The following is a 22,699-nucleotide window of genomic DNA, read 5'->3' as shown; positions in this document are numbered from 1 at the left end:
ATTGACATGAAAAAAATAGTATTAATGATATGTTTATGTGCTTCAATAGCAGCATGTAAAAAAAATAGCGATTTCTTAGATAGTAAAGCGGATACTGGAGAAACTGAGGCTTCAGTGTTTTCAGATAGTTTAAAATCTATCCGCTTTCTTACCCAGATTTATAGCAGTTCGTCTTATAGTTTTGCAAAAGGGCGTTTTAGCAGTCACGGAAATACCGAAATGGCTACCGATGATGCGGAATATGCCTATTCAGGACCAACGCAGAATGCGGTGATCATGTACAATGGGACACTTTCGCCAACCAACTTTTGGAGTGGGGGTAGTTTGCCTGATTTTTGGACAACCCCGTATGCCAATATCCGCAGGGTAAACCTGATGTTATCTAAATTGCCCGTTATTCCACTTTCAGAAGCGAAGAAGAAACGTATTACCGGCGAATTGAAATTTTTGCGGGCATGGTACTATCACTTGCTGCTCATCAATTTTGGTGGAATTCCGCTTGAAGGTGATAATGTTTACGGCATTACCGATGTGATCGATCTTCCCCGGTCATCATTTGACGAATCCGTTAATTACATCACGGCTGAGCTTGATGCTGCAGCAAATATTTTACCCATTACCACTGATTATGCAGAACAGGATTATGGCCGGGCAACTAAAGGAGCTTGTTTAGCACTAAAATCGAGGGTTTTATTGTATGCTGCCAGTCCGTTGTTTAATGGCGGCGCCATAACCCAGGCATCGGCAGCTGTAAAGCCAATTGTAAGTTATCCCAGTTATAGTGTGGCACGTTGGCAAAAAGCAGCCGACGCTGCTGAAACATTAATTAATACAGGCACCTACAGCTTGTTCGAAGATAATGTAACTGCTCCGGGTTATGGTTTTTACAATGTGTTTTTAAAACGGGTTAATTCTGAGTATATTTTCAGCTTCAACCGACCGTCTAACCGTGATTTTGAAGGTTATTATAATCCACCATCAAGGGGAGGCGCAAAAAATTCTACACCAACACAGCAACTGGCAACAGCTTTTCCAATGAAAAATGGAAAAGCAATTACCGACCCTACTTCTGGCTATGATGCAGCAAACCCGTACACAAACCGCGATCCAAGATTTGGTTATTCCATTATCTACAATCAATCGCTGTATTACAGTACCACAACCAGTACTAAAATTGTGGTAAATACCTATAATGGAGCTGCAACTGATGGGTATACTTCAAACGGGACAGGACCAACAACAACGGGTTATTATGCCCGCAAAATGTGCGACGAAAATATATCAAGCAACAGTTCTTTCAATACAGAAAGGGGCTGGCCGTTAATCCGCTATGCAGAGATTTTATTAAACTATGCGGAAGCCATTAACGAAACCGGACAAACAGCACTGGCATATCCCAAACTACTAGCCATTCGTAAAAGAGCAGGTATAACAGCTGGTGCTGATAATTTATATGGTTTAAAGGCCAATATGTCTGTTGATGAAATGAGAACAGTTATTCAGAACGAACGCCGCATCGAACTGATGAATGAAGATCACCGTTGGAACGATATTAGAAGATGGAAAATTGCTGTTGATGTGAACAATGGTTTTAATAAAGCAATCAATATTACTAAAACAGGTAATGTGTATACCTATCAGGTGGTGAATACCATCCGTCAGCACGTATTTAATCCACAACATTATTTAATGCCAATTCCGCAGTCGGAAGTTTCGAAGATGCCTTCAATGCTTCAAAACCCTGGCTATTAACGCATTTGAATTTAATGATTAACTACTCTCCTTATCTTTCTGCAAAGAAAGATAAGGAGAGTTTTTTGTTTATATACAAATCTAACCAGAACCTTCCTTACAAGGATACAGCCTAAATGGCTATTCAGCCATAATCTTCGGTATAGAACGTTTATTGCTGCACCTTAATCAAAATAAGCACTTCAAAAGACAGATCTAAAGCAGATCGTACAAGCGAATTTTTACCCTAACAGGGAAAGTGGTTTGAATATGTGTTTTAAATTAAACGTCAATTAAACGTTTAATTTTTATTGAAAGTCTTAAAATCACTGAAAATGGCCTAAAAATAACAATTTAACCCCTACTTATTACCGTATTACCCCTCACTACGACCGCTTTTTTTATAGTTAATTTGTTTCAACCAAGTATAAGAATATTAGATCGATCCAGATTATTCCAGATTAACTACCTAGAATAATTAATGGATGCAGCAAATTTAGAGCGGCTGTATCCTGTTTTTTAGAAGCAAAACCTAAACCTTTAACCGATCATGAAAAGATTAAAACAAACAAACAAATAACCCCATTACTGTCTAACTAATTGCTGATTGAAGGTTTGCCTGAAATCAGTATTACCCTTAACAAATTATTCATCCTTAAACCAAAATTATGAAGAAAGCTAAATCTACTCAACATTCCGTTTTTTAAAACCGCTGGCAAAATAAAATAACATTAGTGCTTTTTAATAAAAAGCACACTAATCAAAAACAATTGCCAGGGATAAGGGCATTGTGCTATTTCCCAAACCATACTGACGAATATTTCGATTGGATGACTGCCTAATGCCTCTACGAGCGCAAGATGATGGTAATCTATCTGGCCGGATATTGATATAGCTAACCATTTTTAAACCATTTTTATGAAGAAAAAACTACCGAAAAAAATCCCGCTACACCAGCAGGGTATTACCCTTAGGTCAATCTTAAAATTTTTGATTTATTTAGTAATTACAACTTCTAGCTTAACAGTATCTGCACAAACGGATGTAACGGTTAGGGGGATAGTAAAAGACACTGTGGGCGGTCTGCCAGGTGTAAACGTAAAAGTTTCGGGTACCAACCGTGGAATATCTACCGACGAGTTTGGACGGTATACGATCAAATTGCCAAGAACAGGCAAATTATTGTTCTCACTGGTGGGCTATAAACCCAAAAATGTTGCCATTGCCAATTACGATAAAAATGCCGAAGGCGTTTATGTAATTAATGTAACCCTCTCATCAGATGCCAATTCATTAGAAGAAGTTGCAGTGGTGGGATTTGGTACACAGAAAAAAACGAGTGTAATCAGTTCAATCACCGCCATTAATCCTAAAGAGCTTAAAGGGCCAACCAGTAACCTAACCACTATGATGGCGGGTAGGGTAGCTGGTATGATTGCTTATCAAAGAAGCGGTGAGCCTGGTGCAGATAATGCCCAGTTTTTTATCCGTGGTTTAGGAACTTTCGGTGCAGGTAAACAAGATCCTTTAATCCTGATCGATGGTATCGAATCGAGCCAGAACGATATGGCGCGTTTACAGCCTGATGATATTTCTTCTTTTAACGTACTTAAAGATGCAACAGCATCGGCAGTTTATGGCGCCAGGGGTGCAAATGGTGTAGTACTTATTTTAACTAAATCAGGCGTTGCAGGTCAAACAAAATTTGGGTTCAGGGCCGAGTCTTCACTTTCCTCAAATACTAAAAACTTCCAGTTTGCAGATAATGTAACGTATATGAAGCTGGCAAATGAAGCTGCGCTTACCCGTAACAGGTTGGCCATATTACCATATCTCCAAACTAAAATTGATGCAACTGCTGCGGGCGAAAATGAATTGCTTTATCCAAACAACAATTGGATAGAACAATTGATAAAAGATTATACCACGAATCAAAGATATAACATAAATATCTCTGGTGGGGGTACTAAGGCGAGCTACTATATTGCAGGCACTTACAATATTGATAATGGGGTACTAAAAGTTGCCGATTTAAATAACTTTAACAGTAATATCAAGTTAAAAAATTATTCTGTCCGTTCTAACGTAAATATTAACTTAACCAACACCACCGAAGCGATTATCCGTGTTTATGGGCAGTTTGATGATTATACCGGTCCAGTAGGGGGCGGTGGAGCTACATTTAACAGGGCAATTTGGTCTAACCCGGTAATGTTTCCTGCGGTTTATCCGGCAAGTTTATCACCTTATAGCAACCACCCCTTATTTGGTAATGCGATTTCACCAAGAGGTGGTTTATATATGAATCCTTATGCCGAAATGGTAAAAGGTTATCAGGATAAAAATGCTTCTACATTACAAACCCAGATAGAAATTAAGCAGGATTTAAAATTTATTACACCTGGTTTAACCGCCAGGATGATGAGTTATGCCCGTAGGTATTCTTATTTTGATATTTCACGTGCTTATAACCCTTTCTATTATTCGGCTACCGAGCAACCAGATAAATCAATCGGACTCACCCTAATTAACGGTGGCGGTGCATTATCAATTGGTCCGGTAGGTACCGAATATCTAGGTTATTCGGAAGGTAAAAAGGATTTAAATTCGACTTTTTATGCCGAGTTTTCTGCAAACTACAACCGTACTTTTAAAGAGAAACATGCAGTTGGCGTGATGTTGATTACAACCATGAGAAATTATCTGGCTGCAAATCCAGGTAGTCTTCAGCTATCTTTACCATCGCGTAATCAGGGAGTATCAGGAAGAGCTACTTATGGATACGATAACCGTTATTTAGCCGAGTTCAACTTTGGGTATAATGGTTCTGAACGTTTTGCAGAAAATACCCGTTTTGGTTTCTTTCCATCATTCGGTTTAGGATACATTATTTCGAATGAAAACTATTTTAAGCCACTTACAAGCGTAATCAATAGTTTAAAGTTAAGGGCAACCTTTGGTTTGGTGGGTAACGATCAGATTGGAAATGATTCCGATCGTTTCTTCTACCTTTCTGAAGTAAACATGAACAACGGAACATTTGGTTCGAGTTTTGGCGAAGATGGTTTATACTATAGAGATGGTATTTCAATTTCGCGTTATTCTAATCCATTCATTACCTGGGAAAAATCTAGACAAACCAACATTGGTTTAGATATGACCTTGTTTAATAGCTTGAATCTAACATTCGATATTTATAAAAACGAACGCTCGAACATTTTAACCGACAGAACTTTTATTCCAAGTACGATGGGCTTACAGGCATCAGTAAGGGCGAATACCAATAAAGCCGAAAGTAAAGGTGTCGATTTCTCTGCCAGCTATAACAAATCGTTTCACAACGGCATGTTCCTACAAATGAGGGGAAACTTTACTTATGCCACCAATAAGATATTAATTTATGATGAACCCTCATTTAGTACCAAAGAGGCTTATCGTTACCATATTGGTTTACCTACAACACAATCATTTGGTTACATTGCCGAACGTTTATTTATTGATGATGCAGAAGCTAAAAACTCACCTGTGCAGTTTGCAGGCGTACCAGGCTTAGACTATGGTGGTGGGGATATTAAGTATAGAGATGTAAATGGCGATGGTATTATCAGTGATGTAGACCAGGTGCCTATTGGCTTACCTACCAGTCCTGAAATCGTTTATGGTTTTGGAGGTACGTTTGGTTTTAAAGGCTTCGATATCTCTGCATTTTTACAAGGTTCGGCCAGGTCTTCATTTTTCATTAATCCAGGTAATATTTCTCCTTTCGTACTCAATAACGAAACTGGCAATCCTAACGTTACACAAAATGGATTATTAGAGGTAATAGCCAACAGTCACTGGTCTGAGCAAAACAGAGATAGCTATGCCTTTTGGCCGCGTTTAAGCCCGAATTTTGTAAATAATAATACCCGTACCTCAACCTGGTGGATGCGTAACGGGTCTTTCTTAAGATTAAAGAGTGTAGAACTTGGTTATAATCTGCAAACCAAACTGCAAAAAAGACTTGGCCTTAATAGTGCCAGGGTTTATGTAAATGCTACCAACCTATCCAGTTTTAGCAATTTTAAACTTTGGGATCCCGAAATGGGCGGAAATGGCTTAGGCTATCCTGTACAAACAGTATATAATTTAGGTTTAAATGTTTCATTCTAACGATTGAGCTTAAAAAGATAAATATGAAAATCAACAATATTTTATTTCGAAAAGATACAGCAAAGCCAGGTTTAGCTAAACTTACGCTGGTCATACTCGCTATCGTGATATCCATTAGTTCTTGTAAAAAATACCTGGATATTGTGCCCGATAACGTAGCTACAATAGATAATGCCTTTACACTAAGAAATGAGGCCGAAAAATACCTGTTTACCTGTTATTCCTTTCTTCCAAAAGATGGAGAACCACTGCTTAATGCTGGCTTCATGGCTGGTGATGAAATATGGACATCATTAGATGAAAGAGAGTTTATTTCTTATGGCTGGCGGATGGCCAGAGGTAGCCAGGGTGCCGAAAATCCGTATTTGGATGCCTGGAATGGTCGCTATCAGGGTGGTGGCAATGTTTTCAACTATAACGATAACCCAAATGGTAATTATGGTTTATTTAAAGCCATTAGAAACTGCAATATTTTTCTGGAAAACGTACAGGATTTAAGCAAAATACCAGATTTAAGCTTAGATGAAAGGCAAAGATGGATTGCGGAGGTTAAGTTTTTAAAAGCTTATTATAATTTTTATCTCTTAAGGATGTACGGTCCTATTCCAATTATTGATGTCAATTTAGGAATTAGTGCTACTGAAGAAGACGTGAGGGTTAAAAGAATGCCTTTTGATGAGTGTGTAAACTATGTAGTTGGATTATTGGATCAGGCTATTCCTAACCTACCTCAAATTATTACGGATAAAAGCACTGAACTTGGACGTATTACAAAGCCCATTGCACTTGCTATAAAAGCAAAACTGCTGTTAACTGCTGCAAGTCCACTGTTTAATGGCAATACCGACTATAGTAATTTTAGAGATAAGGATGGGGTAGTGTTGTTTAATACCACTTACGATGCCAATAAATGGAAAAGAGCTTCCGATGCTGCCAAAGCAGCAATTGAAGGTGCAGAAGCTGCTGGATTTAAATTATATCAGTTTCCGGGTACCACCTTTAAACTATCAGATACTACCTTGAGGCAATTAACCATTAAGGGTGCCGTAACTGAGCGTTTCAATGTAAACCTGGAGCATGTTTGGGCAAATCCGAACAGCAGAACCTTTAACATGCAAAGAGCTGCTATGCCGCGTTTAGCTGCAACTGTGGTGGTTGGTAGTGCCAGACAGCAATTGGCGCCACCATTAAAAATTGCCGAAATGTTTTACAGTAGAAACGGAGTGCCGATCAATGAAGATAAAACCCTCGATTTTACCAATAAATATACCCTGAGAACAGCCGTTAAAAGTGAGCGGTTTTATGTTAAAGAAGGTTACACCACAGCGAGGATCAATTTCGATAGAGAACCAAGATTTTATGCCGATTTAGGCTTTGATGGTGGTGTTTGGTATAAATATGATAGTCCAACCAATTCTGACGAGGGAACTTTCGTTTTAGAAGGAAAATCTAATCAGGTTGCCGGTGCAAACAACTTTGGATGGTACAACGAAACCGGCTATTTTATCAAGAAACTGGTAGATTGGAACATGATTAATGGTACCAACGGTGCCAGTTATCGCGACTATCCATGGCCGCAGGTAAGAATGGCAGATCTTTATTTAATGTATGCCGAAGCTTTAAACGAAACACTGGCCAGTCCTTCTGCTGATGTTTACGAATACATAAACAGAATTAGAACAAGAGCTGGACTACAAACGGTGCAAACCTCATGGACCACTTATTCCAACAATCCGGGCAAGTACACTTCAAAAGACGGTATGCGCGAAATTATCCAGCAAGAAAGATTGATTGAGATGGCATTTGAAGGTAGCCGCTACTGGGACATTAAGCGTTGGAAAAGAGCTGCAGAAATGTTTAACCAATCCATCACAGGATGGAGCGTTTATCAGCCAACGGCTTCAGAGTATTACCGTGTTAGAACCATATTTAACCAGAATTTTGTGGCACCACGCGATTATTTGTGGCCACTAAGAACTTATGACTTAACAGTTAACCCTAAACTGGTTCAAAACCCAGGTTGGTAGTATTAATTTTTGTAAAAATATTCAATATGAAAAGAATGAATAGAAACCTGCTTGTGTTGCTGTTTGGTTTAGCAGTAGCCTTTTCGAGTTGCAAGGAAGAAGAAATTGTTCCATTGGAAAAAAATACCAATCCTCCCGGAAAAGTGTCCAATGTTTCCGTTACCAATGGTGCAGGCAATGCAACCATTACCTTCAGCTTACCTAGCGATAAAGATTTATTGTATATAAAAGCTGTATACAATTTAGCCAACGGCCAACAAATGGAAGTAAAAACTTCTTATTATGGCAATAGTTTATTGGTAGAAGGATTTGGAGATACCAATGAGCATGAGGTAAAAGTATATAGTGTAAACAGAAGTGAAACCGCTTCAGAACCTGTTATCGTTAAGGTTAAACCACTGGAAAACCCAATTTGGGGTGTTTACAGAAGTTTAAAAGCTGTTGCTGATTTTGGTGGATTAAACTTTAAAGGCACTAACCCATCAAAAGCCGATCTGGCCATAGAGATTTTGGTTTTATCGAAAGGTAAATATATACCAACATCAAAAAATATTTATACCGCCGCTATAGATATCGATCAATCCGTTAGGGGCTTAGATACTTTAAGCCAAAAATTTGCCATCACCATTAGAGATCGGTGGTTAAACTATAGCGATACGCTTTTTACTACATTAAAGCCACTTTATGAAACGGTTTTATCTAAATCGACCTATAAAGAAGTAATTTTGCCAACAGATACTCCTCAAGAATATTCAAACACGGGTGTAGCTAAAATGTGGGACGGAAACATTATCGATTGGCCTAGTGTATGCTTAACCAAAACCACAGTATTAACGCCGCAATGGGTAACTTTTGATCTGGGTAAAATTGCCACGCTTAGCCGTATTGTGGTTTGGAATTATCCTGAGTACCTTAATGCTGGCCGTACTTATTATTATGGTGGCAATTTAAAAGATTTTGAAATCTGGGGTACCGATAACCCACCTGCTGACGGAAGTTTTAATAACTGGGTAATGTTGGGTAAATACAGCTCTCAAAAACCTTCTAAAAGTGCTTATGGTGTGCAAACAAGTGAAGATTACGCTTTTGCAAATGCCGGCATAAGCTACAATTTTGCTGTAGGCCTTAAAAAAGTAAGGTACATCCGCATAAAATCTATTAATAATTGGCAGGGTAACTCATTTATGAGTGTATCAGAAGTTCAACTTTATGGAGACCCAAGATAGAGGCAATAACTTAACAGAATTTTAGAGATGAATAATCAAAAAATAAATATAAGAACCATAAAACTAGCTTTTATGATCCTGTTGGCTGGCGCTTACCTCGCCTGTACAAAGGCCGACGACTATAAAAAATTTACCGAAACGGGAGAGATCTCTTACACTGGGAAATTGGATTCAGTAAAAGTAATGTCTGGAAATAATAGGGTGTACATCCGTGGGTTGTTTCTTGCAGATCCAAAAGTGACGCAGTGTAAAATCTTTTGGAATAATAAAGCCGATTCTGTCGTTATCCCCGTAAAGAAAAAATATCCCATCGATACGTTGAAATACTTTGTAGAAAATGTAAAAGAGGGTGTACAGAATTTCGAAATCTATACCTATGATGGTGTTGGGAATAAATCAATTCCGGTATACAAAACGGGGAGGTCTTATGGCCAGAGGTATCAATCATCCTTGTTTAACCGGCCAATAGAATCCGCTTTTACTGATGCAAGTGGGCTAACTAAAATTACCTGGCAGGGAATGGACCGTTTAACAGGTGTGTTTGCTACTGAAGTAGAATACACGAACCTGAGTAATGTAATTAAAAAGATCAGAGCTAAAATTGATGAGACAACAACTTCTATCTCAGATATTAAGCCAGGTACCACCCTTAGGTACCGTACGTTGTTTTTACCTGATACCGTTTCAATCGATACATTTTCAACTGCTTTTCAAACACAACGGGTAGGAGCCGATATCACCTCAACCTATTTTAAAAATAAAGGTAATCCATTCTTAGCTGCTGCAAGTGGTGGCAGGTGGCGTAATATTGCCGATTGGACCGTTACTGCAAATATTAAAAATCATGGTGGTTTAGGTGGCTGGTGCTCGGATCAAGGTGGCTGTTTGGCAATGGAAATGGGTTGGGATGGCACTGCACAAATTACAAATGGTAAAATATACCAAACTTTTACGCTTCCGGCGGGCAGCTATAGTTTCGAAATTACCATGGCTAAAAATGAAGCAAAGGATCCGGTTTACATCGTAGCAGCAGCTGGTAATACCCTGCCAGATGTGGCCGATGTATCAACTTCATTAGGTTATACCAATTTTGCAAATAATAAGTTCCAGTTTACATTAACACAATCAACAACAGTTTCAATAGGCTTTCTTGCCACGATGCTGACGGCATCAGGAAATCAATTCTGGATTGTAAAAGAAGTAATGCTTAAATCACTTTAACGTATTAAAGTTAATTGCTTATTCTCTGGGTTTTATCAAAACCCAGAGAATTTTCTTTTTTAGAATAATGTTAAATTTGTTGATCAAAAAATCCTTATGCCAAATAGAATCCCATTCACCCTTATTGTATGGATAATTATTTTAATCCAATCCTGCGCTATCAACAAGGATCGCAATTTTCCAAATACTTATGTTAAGGAAGGCTATAAGCTAATTTGGAATGATGAATTTAACAAAAATGGTACTCCCGATCCAGCCAATTGGGATTATGAGAAAGGTTTTGTCCGTAACGAAGAGCTACAATGGTATCAGCCCGAAAATGCTTTCTGCAAAGATGGCAAGTTGATTATCGAAGCGCGAAAAGAAGTAAAACCTAATCCGCTATATGCAGAAGGAAGCAACGAATGGCGTAAAAAAACAAAAAATATAGAATATACTTCAGCCTGTATCATTACTAAAGGTTTACAAAGCTGGCGGTACGGTCGGTTCGAAATGAGAGGAAAGATCGACATTTCAGATGGGCTTTGGCCAGCATTTTGGACACTGGGCATAAAAGGCCGCTGGCCTGCAAACGGTGAAATCGATATTATGGAATACTACCGGGGAAAATTATTGGCCAATATCGCAAGTTTAGCGCCCGATAAAAAGGCGAAATGGTTTAGTAACACAAAACCCGTAGCCGAATTGGGCGGAAAAAAATGGGCAGCTGAATTTCATATATGGCGCATGGACTGGGATAGCGAAGCCATTAGTTTATTTGTAGATGGAATGCTTTTGAACAAAACGCTGTTAACCGATCTTAAAAACGATGACGGCTCAGATTTTCATCCTTTTAAACAACAACATTACATCTTGTTTGATCTGGCAATGGGCGGTATGAACGGTGGATCGTTAAATGATACTAAATTTCCCAATAGGATGGAAGTCGATTATGTTAGGGTGTATCAGAAATAGATGCCTTTGAAACTGTCACCCTGAGCGTAGTCGAAGGGCTGAAACAAGTTCAGGATGATGACTGCGTTCTAAATAAAAAGCGCCATGGAAATTAAACCATGGCGCTTTCCATTATATTTCTAAGAATTAATGTTGAACTTTTATTTCAGTTCTTCTGTTCACCATTCTACCTTCTTCACTATCGTTCGAGTTGATCGGTTCTTTTTCGCCATGACCAACAACAGTAAAATTGCTGCCGTTTAAACCTGCGTTTATAAAGTACGATTTTACGGCATTTGCACGGTCGATAGAGAGTTGCATATTGTGATCGGGTGTACCCTCAGCAGATGAATGTCCGTTAAGTACAAATTTGGTGGTAGGCGACTTTTTCATTTCCGCCACTGCTTTATCTAGGATAGCGAATGATGATGTTTTAAGTACAAACGAATTAAACTCAAACTGGATATTGTCTAAGTTAAAGTTAGGTTTTTCAACTGGAGCCGGAGCTTCTTCTTTCTCTGGGGCAGGCGCTGGTTTTTTTTCTTCTACTGGTGGTGCTGGCTTTTCAACAGGTGTTGGAGCTGGTTTTGCTACCAGTTTTTTTGTTTTACAAGAGTACATTGTAAGGGTAAACAAAGCGAGGAGCGTAGTAAATAAAAGGTTTTTGGTAATGTTCATGTTTTAAGATTAATTTAAGTTTACTGTGTGTTTGTTGCCCAAACATACTAATAAATGATTACAGCTATAACGGTGTTTTTTTGAAGAAGTTATATTTAATGTGTTAATCCGTCTAATTTAACTTCAGTTTTACTCAAACATATTCACATCAATTCCCTTTATGTATTATAACATTTTACTATGGAACGTTTTGAAAACAAAATCGCTTTAATTACCGGAAGCAGTCAGGGAATTGGCGCTGCATGTGCCTTAAGGTTGGCCAAAGATGGCTGTGATATTATTTTAAATGGCCATAAATTTGATGAAAGGGGCGAAAAACTTATCGCAGAAATACAAGACATGGGTAGGAAAGCAACTTTTTTGGAGGCCGATTTAAGTAAAGCCAAAGAAGCCGCTAAATTGATAACCGATGCCGTAGCAGCATTTGGCCATTTAGATATTTTAGTAAATAATGCGGGCGTAGAAAAAAAAGCCAGCTTTTGGGATGTTACTGAAGAAGATTACGACCTGATCATGAATACAAATTTAAAAGGTGTTTTTTTTAGCATCCAATCGTTTGTAAATTACTGTAGAAAAAGTAAGATAGCCGGAACCGTAATCAATATGAGTTCTGTACACGAAGAAATCGCATTTCCACATTTTGCTGCGTACTGTGCGAGTAAAGGAGGCTTAAAGATGTTAACCAGAAATCTCGCTTCAGAATTAGCCCAATTTAATATCAGGATTAACAATGTAGCGCCCGGAGCTGTTTCAACACCGATTAATCAAGATTTGTTGAACAATAAAGAACAGCTGGAAAAAGTACTTCAAAATATCCCCTTAAAACGAATGGGTAAGGTAGAAGATGTGGCAGCAATAGTGGCTTTCCTCGCTTCTGATGATGCCGCTTATGTAACCGGATCAACTTATTTTGTAGATGGAGGATTAACCTATCATTATGAAGAACAATAGGCTAATCGTGTAAAGAAATTTAATTTAAACCTTTAAATTTGGCATTAAATTTAAGAACGCCTGCGAATTAGCATGGTATTTCTTTTTATCTAATTTAAAATAGAACGCTCCTTTTTTAGAACCTGTTCTATCTTTTTCAGCTAGCTTAATCAATAGTCCGGTTGAAGTAATTTTACGGCTGAAATTCCTGGTATCGATTTTAGTATCGTTTACTTCCTCAAAAAGTATGTGCAATTGTGGGATGGTGAATTTTTTAGGGAGCATTTCAAATAAAATAGGATGGAGGGCAGCCTTGTATCTTAATTTTTTTCGGGCATCGGCAACCATTTGGTTATGATCAAAAATAAGTTTTGGCCTATCGTTGATCAAAAACCATTCTGCCTCGTAATCGTCATTTAACTGTGCCTCATATTTATGGATATCAATAAGGGCAAAATATCCAACAGAAAGTGTTCTTTCAATTGGGTCGCGGTCAGGTTCTCCATAAATCTGCATCTGCTCCAGGTAAACACCTTCCAAACCTGTCATTTTTTTGAGTACCCTGTTTGCTGCATCGTCTGGACTTTCATTTGCACCCACAAAACCACCCATTAAACTCCATTTGTTTATTTCGGGTTCTAAACCCCGTTTAACCAATAGAATTTTAAGGTGTTCACCGTCAAACCCAAACACTATGCAATCAACAGCAACCAGGTAATGTGGCTGCCTAGAATATTCAATCATTTTTTATCTGAGATTTTAAAGGGCTTAATATGTTCAAATTTTCACGAAAATAAAAATTATTATTAATTGTCGTTTTGACAATTAATAATAATTTTATAATTTGGCGGCTTAGATGGGTTAAGCTCAATGCTTCTTTTCTCTAACCAATTGAAAATATAAAATGAACCAAACATTCGAACTCGATAGTAATCCGCACACCAGGTTAAATATATTAACTGGCGAATGGGTTTTAGTTTCTCCGCACCGTACTAAAAGGCCCTGGCAGGGTAAGGTTGAAGATGTAACACCAGATAACCGTCCGGAATATGACCCTAAGTGTTACTTATGTCCTGGTAATGGCAGGGCAGATGGCGATAGCAATCCAGAATATACCGAAAGTTTTGTTTTTAACAATGATTTTGCTGCGTTGCTTGAAGATACGCCTGCAGGTAATATGAACGAAGATGATTTATTGGTAGCCAATAATCAGAAGGGACTTTGCCGGGTGATCAGTTTTAGCCCGAAACACAACCTCACACTTCCCGAAATGAGTGTCGAAGCCATAACTGCTGTGGTAAATGTTTGGCAAAATGAATTTAATAGCCTTGCCGAAAATGATTGGATCAAATACATTCAGATTTTTGAAAACAAAGGCGAAATAATGGGCTGTAGTAATCCACACCCACATGGTCAGATTTGGTCGCAGAGCGATATTCCATTAGAAATTGCCAAAGAAACCGAACGTCAGAAAACCTTCTATGCTATTCACAGAAGAAGTTTGCTTGGCGATTACTTAAAACTGGAGCAAAAGAAAAAAGAGCGTATAGTATTCGAAAACGATCATTTTGTGGCACTTGTACCTTTTTGGGCAGTTTGGCCTTACGAAACCATGATTATCAGTAAACGCCATGTAAATAGCATTAAATTGTTTACAGAAACTGAGAAAAAATCGTTAGCTGAAGCCATTAAGGTATTAACAACCAAATATGATAACCTGTTCGAAACCTCCTTCCCATATTCTGCAGGCATGCATCAGGCACCAGTAAACAATGGCTATTACCCTGAATGGCACTGGCACATGCATTTTTATCCACCATTGTTGCGCTCGGCGTCAGTTAAAAAGTTTATGGTCGGTTACGAAATGCTAGCTAACCCTCAACGCGATATTACCCCTGAATTTGCCGCTAACCGTTTAAAAGAGATGTCTGTAATCCACTATAAAATCAACAAAACTGAAGACTAAATATTAAATAATGAATGCACAGGATTTAAAAAATACATTTAAAAAACTTTTCAACGCTGAGCCTATTTTAGTGCGTTCGCCTGGAAGAATCAATATCATTGGCGAGCATACCGATTATAACGGCGGCTTTGTAATGCCTGCTGCCATTGATAAAGCCATTTATGTAGCCATATCAAAAAGAGAAGATGATGAAATACATTTATTTTCAGAAAGTTATCAGCAATTTGATATTTCATCGATTAAAAGCCTGAAAAAATCAGAGAACAGTTGGGCCAATTACATTTTAGGCGTTGCCGATCAGTTAAAAGAAAGAGGCCATCAGTTGGGTGGCTTTAATTTTTATATCGATGGTGACGTGCCTTTGGGTGCTGGTTTATCGTCGTCTGCTGCTGTAGAATGTGCTACCGGCTTCGCGCTCGATCAACTTTTTTCGCTTTCCGTTCCGAAAATGGATATCGCATTGATTGCACAAAAGGCAGAACAGACTTTTGCTGGTGTTAACTGTGGAATTATGGATCAGTTTGCCTCTGTATTTGGCAAGAAAGACCAGGCCATTATGCTCGATTGCAGATCGATGAAACACATTTATATCCCATTAAAATTAGATGGATATAAACTTTTGCTTTTAAATACGAATGTAAAACACGCACTTGCCGATTCTGCCTACAACAAAAGAAGATCACAGTGCGAACAAGGTGTTGCCTGGGTAAAGGAGCATTATCCAAATGTAAGTACGCTTCGTGATGTAGATTTAGCCATGTTAGAAACCCATGTTAAACCAAAAGATCTGGAAGTTTACACCAAATGTAGTTTTGTAGTGAAAGAAATCGGCCGTTTATTAACCGCTGCGGAGCAACTGGAAAATGGTAACCTGCAAGGTTTGGGTAAACTGATGTTCGAAACGCATGAAGGTTTAAGCAAAGATTACGAAGTGAGCTGTAAAGAATTAGATTTCCTGGTTGATGCGGTTAAACCTCTTGATTATGTGTTAGGTGCCAGGATGATGGGTGGTGGTTTTGGTGGTTGTACCATCAATATTGTTAAAGAAGAAAAAATTGCTGATTTAATTGAGGCGTTATCTTCAAAATACTTACTACAGTTCGGACTCAAGCTTGGTTCCTACACTGTTCAAACTGATAACGGAACCAGCTTATACAGCTAAAATTTAAATAACCAAAGGTATACTAACCAAAATAAATCAATGAAAAATAATTTACTAGACACGAAGGATTACATTGTATTTGCAATTTACTTCGTTATTGTGGCCGCTTATGGGCTCTACATTTATAACAAGAAAAAGTCAGAATCTACAGGTTCTAAAGATTATTTTCTTGCTGAAGGCTCTTTAACCTGGTGGGCAATCGGCGCATCGTTAATTGCATCTAATATTTCTGCAGAGCAGTTTATCGGTATGAGCGGATCAGGCTTTAAAATGGGATTGGCCATTGCAACCTACGAATGGATGGGCGCATTAACCTTAGTGGTTGTTGCGGTATTCTTTATTCCTGTTTACCTGAAAAACAAAATTGCTACAATGCCGCAATTCCTACATCAGCGTTATAACGGAACGGTAGCCATGATAATGGCTGTTTTCTGGTTATTACTTTATGTTGTAGTTAACTTAACCTCGATCCTTTACTTAGGTGCTTTAGCAGTAAGCAGTATTTCTGGTTTCGATTTAAGTTTCTGTATGTATGCCATTGCGGGTTTTGCCATTATTATTACGCTGGGTGGAATGAAAGTTATTGGATATACCGACGTTATTCAGGTATTTTTCTTAATTCTGGGTGGTTTGGCGACTACCTATTTGGCTTTAAACTTAGTTTCTACCCATTATGGAACGACAGGTGTTTTTGAAGGCTATAGTTTAATGACTTCAAAGGCTTCTGAACATTTTCACATGATTTTAAAGCCAGATAACGAAAATTATATCGATTTACCTGGCTTAAGCGTCCTTGTAGGCGGTATGTGGATTGTGAATTTAAATTATTGGGGCTGTAACCAATACATTACTCAACGTGCTTTGGGTGCTAACCTGGAGACTGCCCGCGGAGGTATTCTTTTTGCTGCATTCTTAAAATTATTAATGCCAATTATTGTCGTGTTACCAGGTATTGCAGCTTATGTTTTATATAAAGATGGTGCCTTTCAAGCGGAAATGCTACAAGATGGATCAGTAAACCCAGACCGTGCATATCCGGTATTACTGAATTTACTGCCCGCCGGATTAAAAGGACTTTCGTTCGCAGCATTAACCGCTGCAGTGGTAGCCTCTTTGGCTGGTAAAGCAAATAGTATTGCAACTATTTTTACACTGGATATTTACAAGAAAGTATTAAAGACCGATGCTACGGAGAAAAATTTGGTAACAACGGGTAAGATTTCGATTATTGTAGCGATGATTCTTGGTGTATTAATTGCACCACATTTAGGGATCGATAAAAAAGGTGGTTTCCAATATATCCAGGAGTATACAGGTTTTGTTTCTCCAGGTATTTTTGCCATGTTTATTTTAGGTTTCTTTTGGAAAAGAACAACTTCAAGTGCGGCACTATTCGCTACCATTGGTGGTTTCGGTCTGTCAATTTTACTTAAATTCTTACCTAAACTTACCGATCTTTCATGGTTATCAGGAATGGGTTTCTCTGTTAAAAATGCAACGGGTGTTTACGAAATTCCATTTTTAGATCGTATGGGCTTTGTATTTGTATTCTGTATCCTTGGTATGGTGATCATCAGTTTAGCGAGCAACAAAGTTAAGGCAGAAGCTAAAGGACTGGCTATCGATGCTAAAATGTTCAAAACCTCTACCAGTTTTGCAGTAGGGGCTTTAATCATCATCGGATTATTGGTTGCACTTTATAGTGTATATTGGTAAACGGTAGTGTGTAAAATAGGAAAGGGATAAAGTCATTAGATTTTATCCCTTTTTTCGTTTAAAATATCCGCTTACTTATAAATTTAAATAATTCCTTAATGATAAAACTAACCATTCTAAAAGATCCTGAAACAAGTTCAGGAAGACGCTCGCATTTAAATTTAAACCTTAATTCGTTAATGATAAAACTAACCATTCTAAAAGATCCTGAAACAAGTTCAGGAAGACAGCTCTCTTTCTTGTAATCGTCATGCTGTCCCGAAGTTTCGGGATCAGCATCTTTCCTGTAAAACAAGTTGAAATTAATGGTGCTTTATAATTTACGCCAATAACCAGTTATTTATCCTCTTCAGTCGCCAGTTTCTTCACCAGCCATGGCAAGGTGAGCCCTTGTCCGATTAAGGTAAACAATACCACTACAACAGATATAAATATAATAGCATTACGTTGCGGAAATGTGCTTCCATCCGATAAAGTAGCTGGTAATCCAATGGCAATGGCCAACGAAACAATACCCCTCATGCCCGACCAGCTGATGATCAAACTGTTCTTGAAATCAAGCAATGCACCCTCAGTAATGCGGTGTTTCCCTTTCTGAAAGGCTTTTTGAAGATTGAATTTTTGTAGGAAAACACGGGCCATTCTTAACAACAGCGCAACAATAGTGATCACCAGCGAATAACCTATGTAAGGTAAAATATCGGCACTGTTAATGTTTTTGTACACATAAGGGAATTGTAGCCCAATTAAAATGAAAATCAGCCCATTCAATAAAAAAATAATAATATCCCAAATGTTTTTTGATTGGTTTTTAAGTTGTTCCGGAAATACTTTGTTGCTAAACCTCGAAATGCCCAATCCTAAAATAACAACTGCAATAACACCAGAAACATGTACTTGTTCTGCAATTAAATAAGTAACAAAAGGCATCAATAACATAAAGCTGATGGTAGCCAAACGGTTACTATGGATTCTTTTAATAATGAAGGCGAGAATTTTCGACATCACCATGCCGATTAAGAATCCACCAGCCATTAAAAGGGCAAACTCAAGCGATGCTTTCCAAAATACAAAGGCTGTTCCTGTTACCGCAGCAACCGCAAAACGATACGCTACCAGTGCAGAAGCATCGTTAACTAAGCTTTCGCCCTCCAATATGGTATTTGTTTTGTGAGACAAACCTAATCCTTTGGTAATACTCATGGCAGCAACTGCATCAGTAGCAGAAAGAATTGCACCTAATACAAAAGATACCGGCCAGCTCATCCCCGGAATCATATAGTGGGCAACTACAGCAATACCAATAGCGGTGATAAAAACCAGCGTAATGGCCAATGTAAATATGGTATTGATATTGGTTTTAAATTCCTTGAATGAGATATTAAAAGCGGCATCGTAAAGCAATGGTGGTAGGAATATTAAAAATATAATTTCAGGGTTAATATCAATTGGTGGCAAAGATGGAACAAAACCCACTGCTATTCCAGCTATAATCAATAAAATAGGATATGGGATCTTAATTCGATCGGCAATAGCAGAAAGGCCAATCATCACAGCTAAAATAAATATTACAATGGCATAATTTTCCATATCTGCAAAACGCGTTTAATAGAAGTCGAAACACTTACTTGCAAAATATATGTTTAGAACTGGATTAAAAAGTTTATGGCCGAAATAAATTAATCGATGAAACGAGGGAATGTCTAGAATTCTACTGCGATATGCAGTTAAATTAGAAGGATAAAACTTTAATGTCCTTCAATTCTTAATGATACAATAAAAAAAGAAAGCATGGATGCATTGCTAAAACGAGATAATACCGTTTTATAATACGGAAAAAAATTACAGGGGAAGAATGAAAAATATAGATTAAGAGTGAATTAGCGCTGTAACCTAGGCCTTTTACTCTTAAAAGGTTGGTTGGTTTTTGGCTTTGCCGCTTGAACACCACTTTCTTCTTCCGATATTTTAACCGTAATTACATTGCCTTTAAAAGTTTCTCCATTCAAGGTAGATACAATATTTTTAGCATCCGGTAAACTGTATATTTCTAAAAAAGCATAGCCTTTACACTTGCCAGTAGCTCTATCGCGGACAATTTTAATCGTTTCTACCCTACCATGAAGGCTAACCAATATTGCCAAATCCATCTCTTGGATATTGTCAGGAAGGCCACCTATAAAAATCTTAACCATTAATTCAGTAATTTGAGAGAACATCCGGTTAAATCAAACTTAAATCCAGAAATGTTCTTTTAGACCTGCAAAATAAGCAAAATGATATTCTTACCCAAACTAATTGAATGAATTTTGCTTCATTTTTATCATAAATTTGTGAAGAGCAGACATATATATTGATGTTGACAGACATAAAATGTACATTCGCTTTCTAATCATCAAAAAATAGGTTAAAATATGAGCATCTCTAAGTTAAAATCTATACTTATTATCGCATTATTCCTCTTCAGCTCGCTACTAGCACAGTCAAAAATTTTATTGCCGTCAGTATTTAGCGACAATATGGTTTTGCAGCAAAAAACAAATGCGGCCATTTGGGGTAAAGCCACAGCTGGTAAAGCGGTTAAGATAACGGTTTCGTGGAATAAAATTAATTATGGGGCTATTGCCGATGCCAGTGGCAATTGGAAAATTAAAGTGGCAACGCCAGGTTACGGCGGTCCATTTTCCATCACCATTTCCGATGGAGAATTATTGGTGCTAAACAATGTATTAATAGGGGATGTTTGGATTTGCTCCGGCCAATCGAATATGGAAATGCCTTTAGCGGGGTGGGGGAAAATCCTTAACCACGAAAAAGAAATCGCTGATGCTAAATTTCCAAATATCCGTTTATTGCAGGCAGAACATATTACCAGTAGTTTTCCACTTAACGACGCCAAAGTGACTAATGGTGGTTGGCAGGAATGTAACCCAAAATATATTGCTGAGTTTTCTTCTACAGCGTATTTCTTCGCCCGCGAAGTGTATGAAAAAACTAAAATCCCTATTGGCCTAATCCATACCTCATGGGGAGGAACAATTGCTGAAGCCTGGACAAGTGCCGAATCGCTTAAAAAAATGGCCGATTTTTCTGCCGCAGTTGATAAGATCCAAAAATTAGCTAAAAATCCTTCAACAGTTTCTTACGAAGAAAAACTGCAGAATTGGATTAAAATGACAACCGAGAAAGATTCGGGTTATCAGGCTGGAGAAACAAAATGGGCTTTGGCAGAAACTATAAACTGGAAAAGCATGACTTTGCCGACTTTGTGGGAAGATGCAGCCCTTAAAAATTTTGATGGCATTGTATGGTTTACAAAAAAGATTAACATCCCCGAAAACTGGAAAACAAACGGTGCTAAACTTAATTTAAGTACAATTGATGATAACGATATTACCTTCGTAAACGGAGTAAAAGTGGGTGAAACGGCAGGGTATAATGTTGGTAGAACATATGCGATCCCTGCAAATCTGCTAAAAATAGGTGAAAATACCATTACCGTTAGGGTTTTTGATAGTGGTGGTGGCGGCGGCATATATGGTGATGCCAAAGATTTGAGCTTAACAAACAACACGGCAGAGAAAATTTCTTTAGCTGGCGACTGGAAGTATAAAGTGGGTGTAGATTTTAAAAATATTGAAGCTAAACCCTATGAAGAAAATGGCCCTAACAGACCAACCGTTTTGTACAATGCGATGATTCATCCTTACCTGCAATTTTCAATTAAAGGTGCCATTTGGTATCAGGGAGAAAGTAATGCCGATAGAGCTTACCAATACCGGGAATTATTTCCAACGATGATTAAAGATTGGCGACAGAAATGGGGGCAGGGAGATTTTCCATTCTATTTCGTTCAACTGGCCAATTTTATGCAGATTGATCATTTTCCAGTAGAATCTGCCTGGGCAGAACTTAGAGAGGCCCAACAAAAAACACTTGCGCTACCGAATACAGGCATGGCTACCATTATTGATATCGGTGATGCAAAAGATATTCACCCTAAAAACAAACAAGAGGTGGGCAGAAGGTTAGCCTTAATTGCCCTGGCTAAAACATATGGTCAGAAAATAAACTATTCTGGTCCCATTTATCAATCAAATAAAGTAGAAGGAAAACAGATCCGTTTAACTTTTAGCAATACAGAAAATGGATTAAAAGCTGTAGACGGTGCAGCACTAACCGGTTTTGCTATCGCTGGAGCAGATAAGAAATTTTATTGGGCCAAAGCAAGCATCCAGGGGAATCAGATCATCGTAAGTAGCGACCAAGTGGCAAATCCTGTTGCGGTTCGTTATGCATGGGGAAATAATCCTGTATGTAACCTGGTTAGTAATGATGGCTTGCCAGCATCACCATTCAGAACAGATACCTGGGAAGGCCTTACCTTTGCAAAGAAATAATTGATAAAAATTTGTGCAATGTGTGTGGTTAAATCCGTGTAATGCAGGCAATATTTAAAGTTACGCTATTCTTTGTGGCTTACTTTATATTTTTACTAGCTAACCGGAAATTATGCCAAATATTTTATCAGACCAGGAAACCATTCTCCTGATTGCCGACCTAGAAGAAAAATTATTAGATGGATTTAAAAGAAGAGACCTGAAGATACTCGATTTATTGTTTGCTGATGGAATGCTTTTTCATGATCAGTATGGGAATGTGTTGGATAAAGAGATGGATCTGGATGTCTACCGGAGTGGCATGATCAAAATTACCAAAATCAATGTATCCAAACGGGAAATACGTGTTTTTGAATCTATTGTTATTGTTTCTGCAAGTCTTTTTATTAAGGGAAGTTATTTAAATATTCTACTTAACGGCAAATATCAATGGTTAAGGGTTTGGGGTAAAGTGAGAGAAGATTGGAAAGTAATTTCTGCCAGCTGTACAAGCATTTCAGTATAAAATGTTTGCTTAAAAATAAGAACGGGGAATACCAATGGCTATCCCCCGATTC

General features: G+C 38.1%; 16 protein-coding genes. 12 read left to right on the top strand and 4 right to left on the bottom strand.

What is annotated here, in order from left to right:
• Positions 1-6: 6 nt before the first annotated feature.
• The 6 genes from J7E57_RS11295 to J7E57_RS11270 all read left to right on the top strand — a co-directional run bounded on the left by J7E57_RS11295 (position 7) and on the right by J7E57_RS11270 (position 11,311).
• A complete protein-coding gene (locus tag J7E57_RS11295; RefSeq protein WP_215128049.1) occupies positions 7-1,752 on the top strand; it encodes a RagB/SusD family nutrient uptake outer membrane protein in 1,746 nt (581 codons plus the stop codon).
• A gap of 897 nt (positions 1,753-2,649) precedes the next feature.
• Positions 2,650-5,883 carry a SusC/RagA family TonB-linked outer membrane protein gene (locus tag J7E57_RS11290; RefSeq protein WP_215128047.1) on the top strand — a complete coding sequence of 1,078 codons (3,234 nt, stop codon included), beginning with the start codon at positions 2,650-2,652 and terminating at the stop codon, positions 5,881-5,883.
• A gap of 23 nt (positions 5,884-5,906) precedes the next feature.
• Positions 5,907-7,910, top strand: a complete 2,004-nt coding sequence (locus tag J7E57_RS11285) for a RagB/SusD family nutrient uptake outer membrane protein (RefSeq protein WP_215128045.1) — start codon at positions 5,907-5,909, stop codon at positions 7,908-7,910.
• Between the two features lie 26 nt (positions 7,911-7,936).
• Complete coding sequence (locus tag J7E57_RS11280) at positions 7,937-9,136, top strand: DUF5000 domain-containing lipoprotein (protein WP_215128043.1); 1,200 nt, start codon at positions 7,937-7,939, stop codon at positions 9,134-9,136.
• A 27-nt stretch (positions 9,137-9,163) separates the two neighbouring features.
• Positions 9,164-10,357: a DUF4998 domain-containing protein gene (locus tag J7E57_RS11275; protein WP_215128041.1), complete on the top strand. Its 1,194-nt coding sequence runs from the start codon at positions 9,164-9,166 to the stop codon at positions 10,355-10,357.
• A gap of 96 nt (positions 10,358-10,453) precedes the next feature.
• Entirely contained in the window at positions 10,454-11,311 is an 858-nt protein-coding gene (locus tag J7E57_RS11270; RefSeq protein WP_215128039.1) for a family 16 glycosylhydrolase, read from the top strand.
• Positions 11,312-11,437: 126 nt separating this feature from the next.
• On the opposite strand, the gene J7E57_RS11265 is transcribed toward J7E57_RS11270, so the two are convergent.
• Positions 11,438-11,968 carry an OmpA family protein gene (locus J7E57_RS11265; protein WP_215128037.1) on the bottom strand — a complete coding sequence of 177 codons (531 nt, stop codon included), beginning with the start codon at positions 11,966-11,968 and terminating at the stop codon, positions 11,438-11,440.
• 180 nt (positions 11,969-12,148) lie between these two features.
• On the opposite strand from J7E57_RS11265, the gene J7E57_RS11260 reads away from it, so the two are divergent.
• On the top strand, positions 12,149-12,919 hold the full coding sequence (locus J7E57_RS11260; protein WP_215128035.1) for an SDR family NAD(P)-dependent oxidoreductase: 771 nt from the start codon (positions 12,149-12,151) through the stop codon (positions 12,917-12,919).
• 24 nt (positions 12,920-12,943) lie between these two features.
• Here J7E57_RS11260 and J7E57_RS11255 read toward each other — a convergent pair whose 3' ends face one another.
• A complete protein-coding gene (locus J7E57_RS11255) occupies positions 12,944-13,642 on the bottom strand; it encodes an NUDIX hydrolase (protein WP_215128033.1) in 699 nt (232 codons plus the stop codon).
• 160 nt (positions 13,643-13,802) lie between these two features.
• Between J7E57_RS11255 and J7E57_RS11250 the strand changes: the two genes are divergently transcribed.
• The 3 genes from J7E57_RS11250 to J7E57_RS11240 are packed head-to-tail and all read left to right on the top strand — an operon-like array spanning position 13,803 to position 17,742.
• Positions 13,803-14,864 (top strand): UDP-glucose--hexose-1-phosphate uridylyltransferase, encoded by a 1,062-nt coding sequence (locus tag J7E57_RS11250; RefSeq protein ID WP_215128031.1) that lies wholly within the window; start codon positions 13,803-13,805, stop codon positions 14,862-14,864.
• A 10-nt stretch (positions 14,865-14,874) separates the two neighbouring features.
• Positions 14,875-16,026 carry a galactokinase gene (locus J7E57_RS11245; RefSeq protein ID WP_215128029.1) on the top strand — a complete coding sequence of 384 codons (1,152 nt, stop codon included), beginning with the start codon at positions 14,875-14,877 and terminating at the stop codon, positions 16,024-16,026.
• Positions 16,027-16,065: 39 nt separating this feature from the next.
• The gene (locus J7E57_RS11240; protein WP_215128027.1) at positions 16,066-17,742 is read left to right on the top strand and encodes a sodium/sugar symporter; all 1,677 of its coding nucleotides are present in this window, start codon (positions 16,066-16,068) and stop codon (positions 17,740-17,742) included.
• 336 nt (positions 17,743-18,078) lie between these two features.
• On the opposite strand, the gene J7E57_RS11235 is transcribed toward J7E57_RS11240, so the two are convergent.
• Together J7E57_RS11235 and J7E57_RS11230 are read right to left on the bottom strand one after the other, a co-directional pair.
• Positions 18,079-19,332 carry a Na+/H+ antiporter gene (locus J7E57_RS11235; protein WP_215128025.1) on the bottom strand — a complete coding sequence of 418 codons (1,254 nt, stop codon included), beginning with the start codon at positions 19,330-19,332 and terminating at the stop codon, positions 18,079-18,081.
• 290 nt (positions 19,333-19,622) lie between these two features.
• A complete protein-coding gene (locus J7E57_RS11230; protein ID WP_057934255.1) occupies positions 19,623-19,937 on the bottom strand; it encodes an RNA recognition motif domain-containing protein in 315 nt (104 codons plus the stop codon).
• Between the two features lie 219 nt (positions 19,938-20,156).
• Between J7E57_RS11230 and J7E57_RS11225 the strand changes: the two genes are divergently transcribed.
• Together J7E57_RS11225 and J7E57_RS11220 are read left to right on the top strand one after the other, a co-directional pair.
• Entirely contained in the window at positions 20,157-22,142 is a 1,986-nt protein-coding gene (locus J7E57_RS11225; RefSeq protein WP_215128023.1) for a sialate O-acetylesterase, read from the top strand.
• 112 nt (positions 22,143-22,254) lie between these two features.
• On the top strand, positions 22,255-22,647 hold the full coding sequence (locus J7E57_RS11220) for a nuclear transport factor 2 family protein (RefSeq protein WP_215128021.1): 393 nt from the start codon (positions 22,255-22,257) through the stop codon (positions 22,645-22,647).
• Positions 22,648-22,699: the final 52 nt, after the last annotated feature.

This window comes from Pedobacter sp. ISL-64 (assembly GCF_018613605.1).
GTDB lineage: Bacteria > Bacteroidota > Bacteroidia > Sphingobacteriales > Sphingobacteriaceae > Pedobacter.
The sequence above is the reverse complement of the archived record's forward strand: the minus strand, read 5'-3'. Positions and strand labels throughout refer to the sequence as shown.

Bases quoted from the DNA above. Each gene is read 5' to 3' on its own strand.
- J7E57_RS11265 (WP_215128037.1), bottom strand. From the start codon at position 11,968: ATGAACATTACCAAAAACCTTTTATTTACTACGCTCCTCGCTTTGTTT.
- J7E57_RS11295 (WP_215128049.1), top strand. From the start codon at position 7: ATGAAAAAAATAGTATTAATGATATGTTTATGTGCTTCAATAGCAGCA.
- J7E57_RS11275 (WP_215128041.1), top strand. From the start codon at position 9,164: ATGAATAATCAAAAAATAAATATAAGAACCATAAAACTAGCTTTTATG.
- J7E57_RS11280 (WP_215128043.1), top strand. From the start codon at position 7,937: ATGAAAAGAATGAATAGAAACCTGCTTGTGTTGCTGTTTGGTTTAGCA.
- J7E57_RS11245 (WP_215128029.1), top strand. From the start codon at position 14,875: ATGAATGCACAGGATTTAAAAAATACATTTAAAAAACTTTTCAACGCT.
- J7E57_RS11285 (WP_215128045.1), top strand. From the start codon at position 5,907: ATGAAAATCAACAATATTTTATTTCGAAAAGATACAGCAAAGCCAGGT.
- J7E57_RS11260 (WP_215128035.1), top strand. From the start codon at position 12,149: ATGGAACGTTTTGAAAACAAAATCGCTTTAATTACCGGAAGCAGTCAG.
- J7E57_RS11230 (WP_057934255.1), bottom strand. From the start codon at position 19,937: ATGGTTAAGATTTTTATAGGTGGCCTTCCTGACAATATCCAAGAGATG.
- J7E57_RS11225 (WP_215128023.1), top strand. From the start codon at position 20,157: ATGAGCATCTCTAAGTTAAAATCTATACTTATTATCGCATTATTCCTC.
- J7E57_RS11220 (WP_215128021.1), top strand. From the start codon at position 22,255: ATGCCAAATATTTTATCAGACCAGGAAACCATTCTCCTGATTGCCGAC.
- J7E57_RS11255 (WP_215128033.1), bottom strand. From the start codon at position 13,642: ATGATTGAATATTCTAGGCAGCCACATTACCTGGTTGCTGTTGATTGC.
- J7E57_RS11250 (WP_215128031.1), top strand. From the start codon at position 13,803: ATGAACCAAACATTCGAACTCGATAGTAATCCGCACACCAGGTTAAAT.
- J7E57_RS11270 (WP_215128039.1), top strand. From the start codon at position 10,454: ATGCCAAATAGAATCCCATTCACCCTTATTGTATGGATAATTATTTTA.
- J7E57_RS11235 (WP_215128025.1), bottom strand. From the start codon at position 19,332: ATGGAAAATTATGCCATTGTAATATTTATTTTAGCTGTGATGATTGGC.
- J7E57_RS11240 (WP_215128027.1), top strand. From the start codon at position 16,066: ATGAAAAATAATTTACTAGACACGAAGGATTACATTGTATTTGCAATT.
- J7E57_RS11290 (WP_215128047.1), top strand. From the start codon at position 2,650: ATGAAGAAAAAACTACCGAAAAAAATCCCGCTACACCAGCAGGGTATT.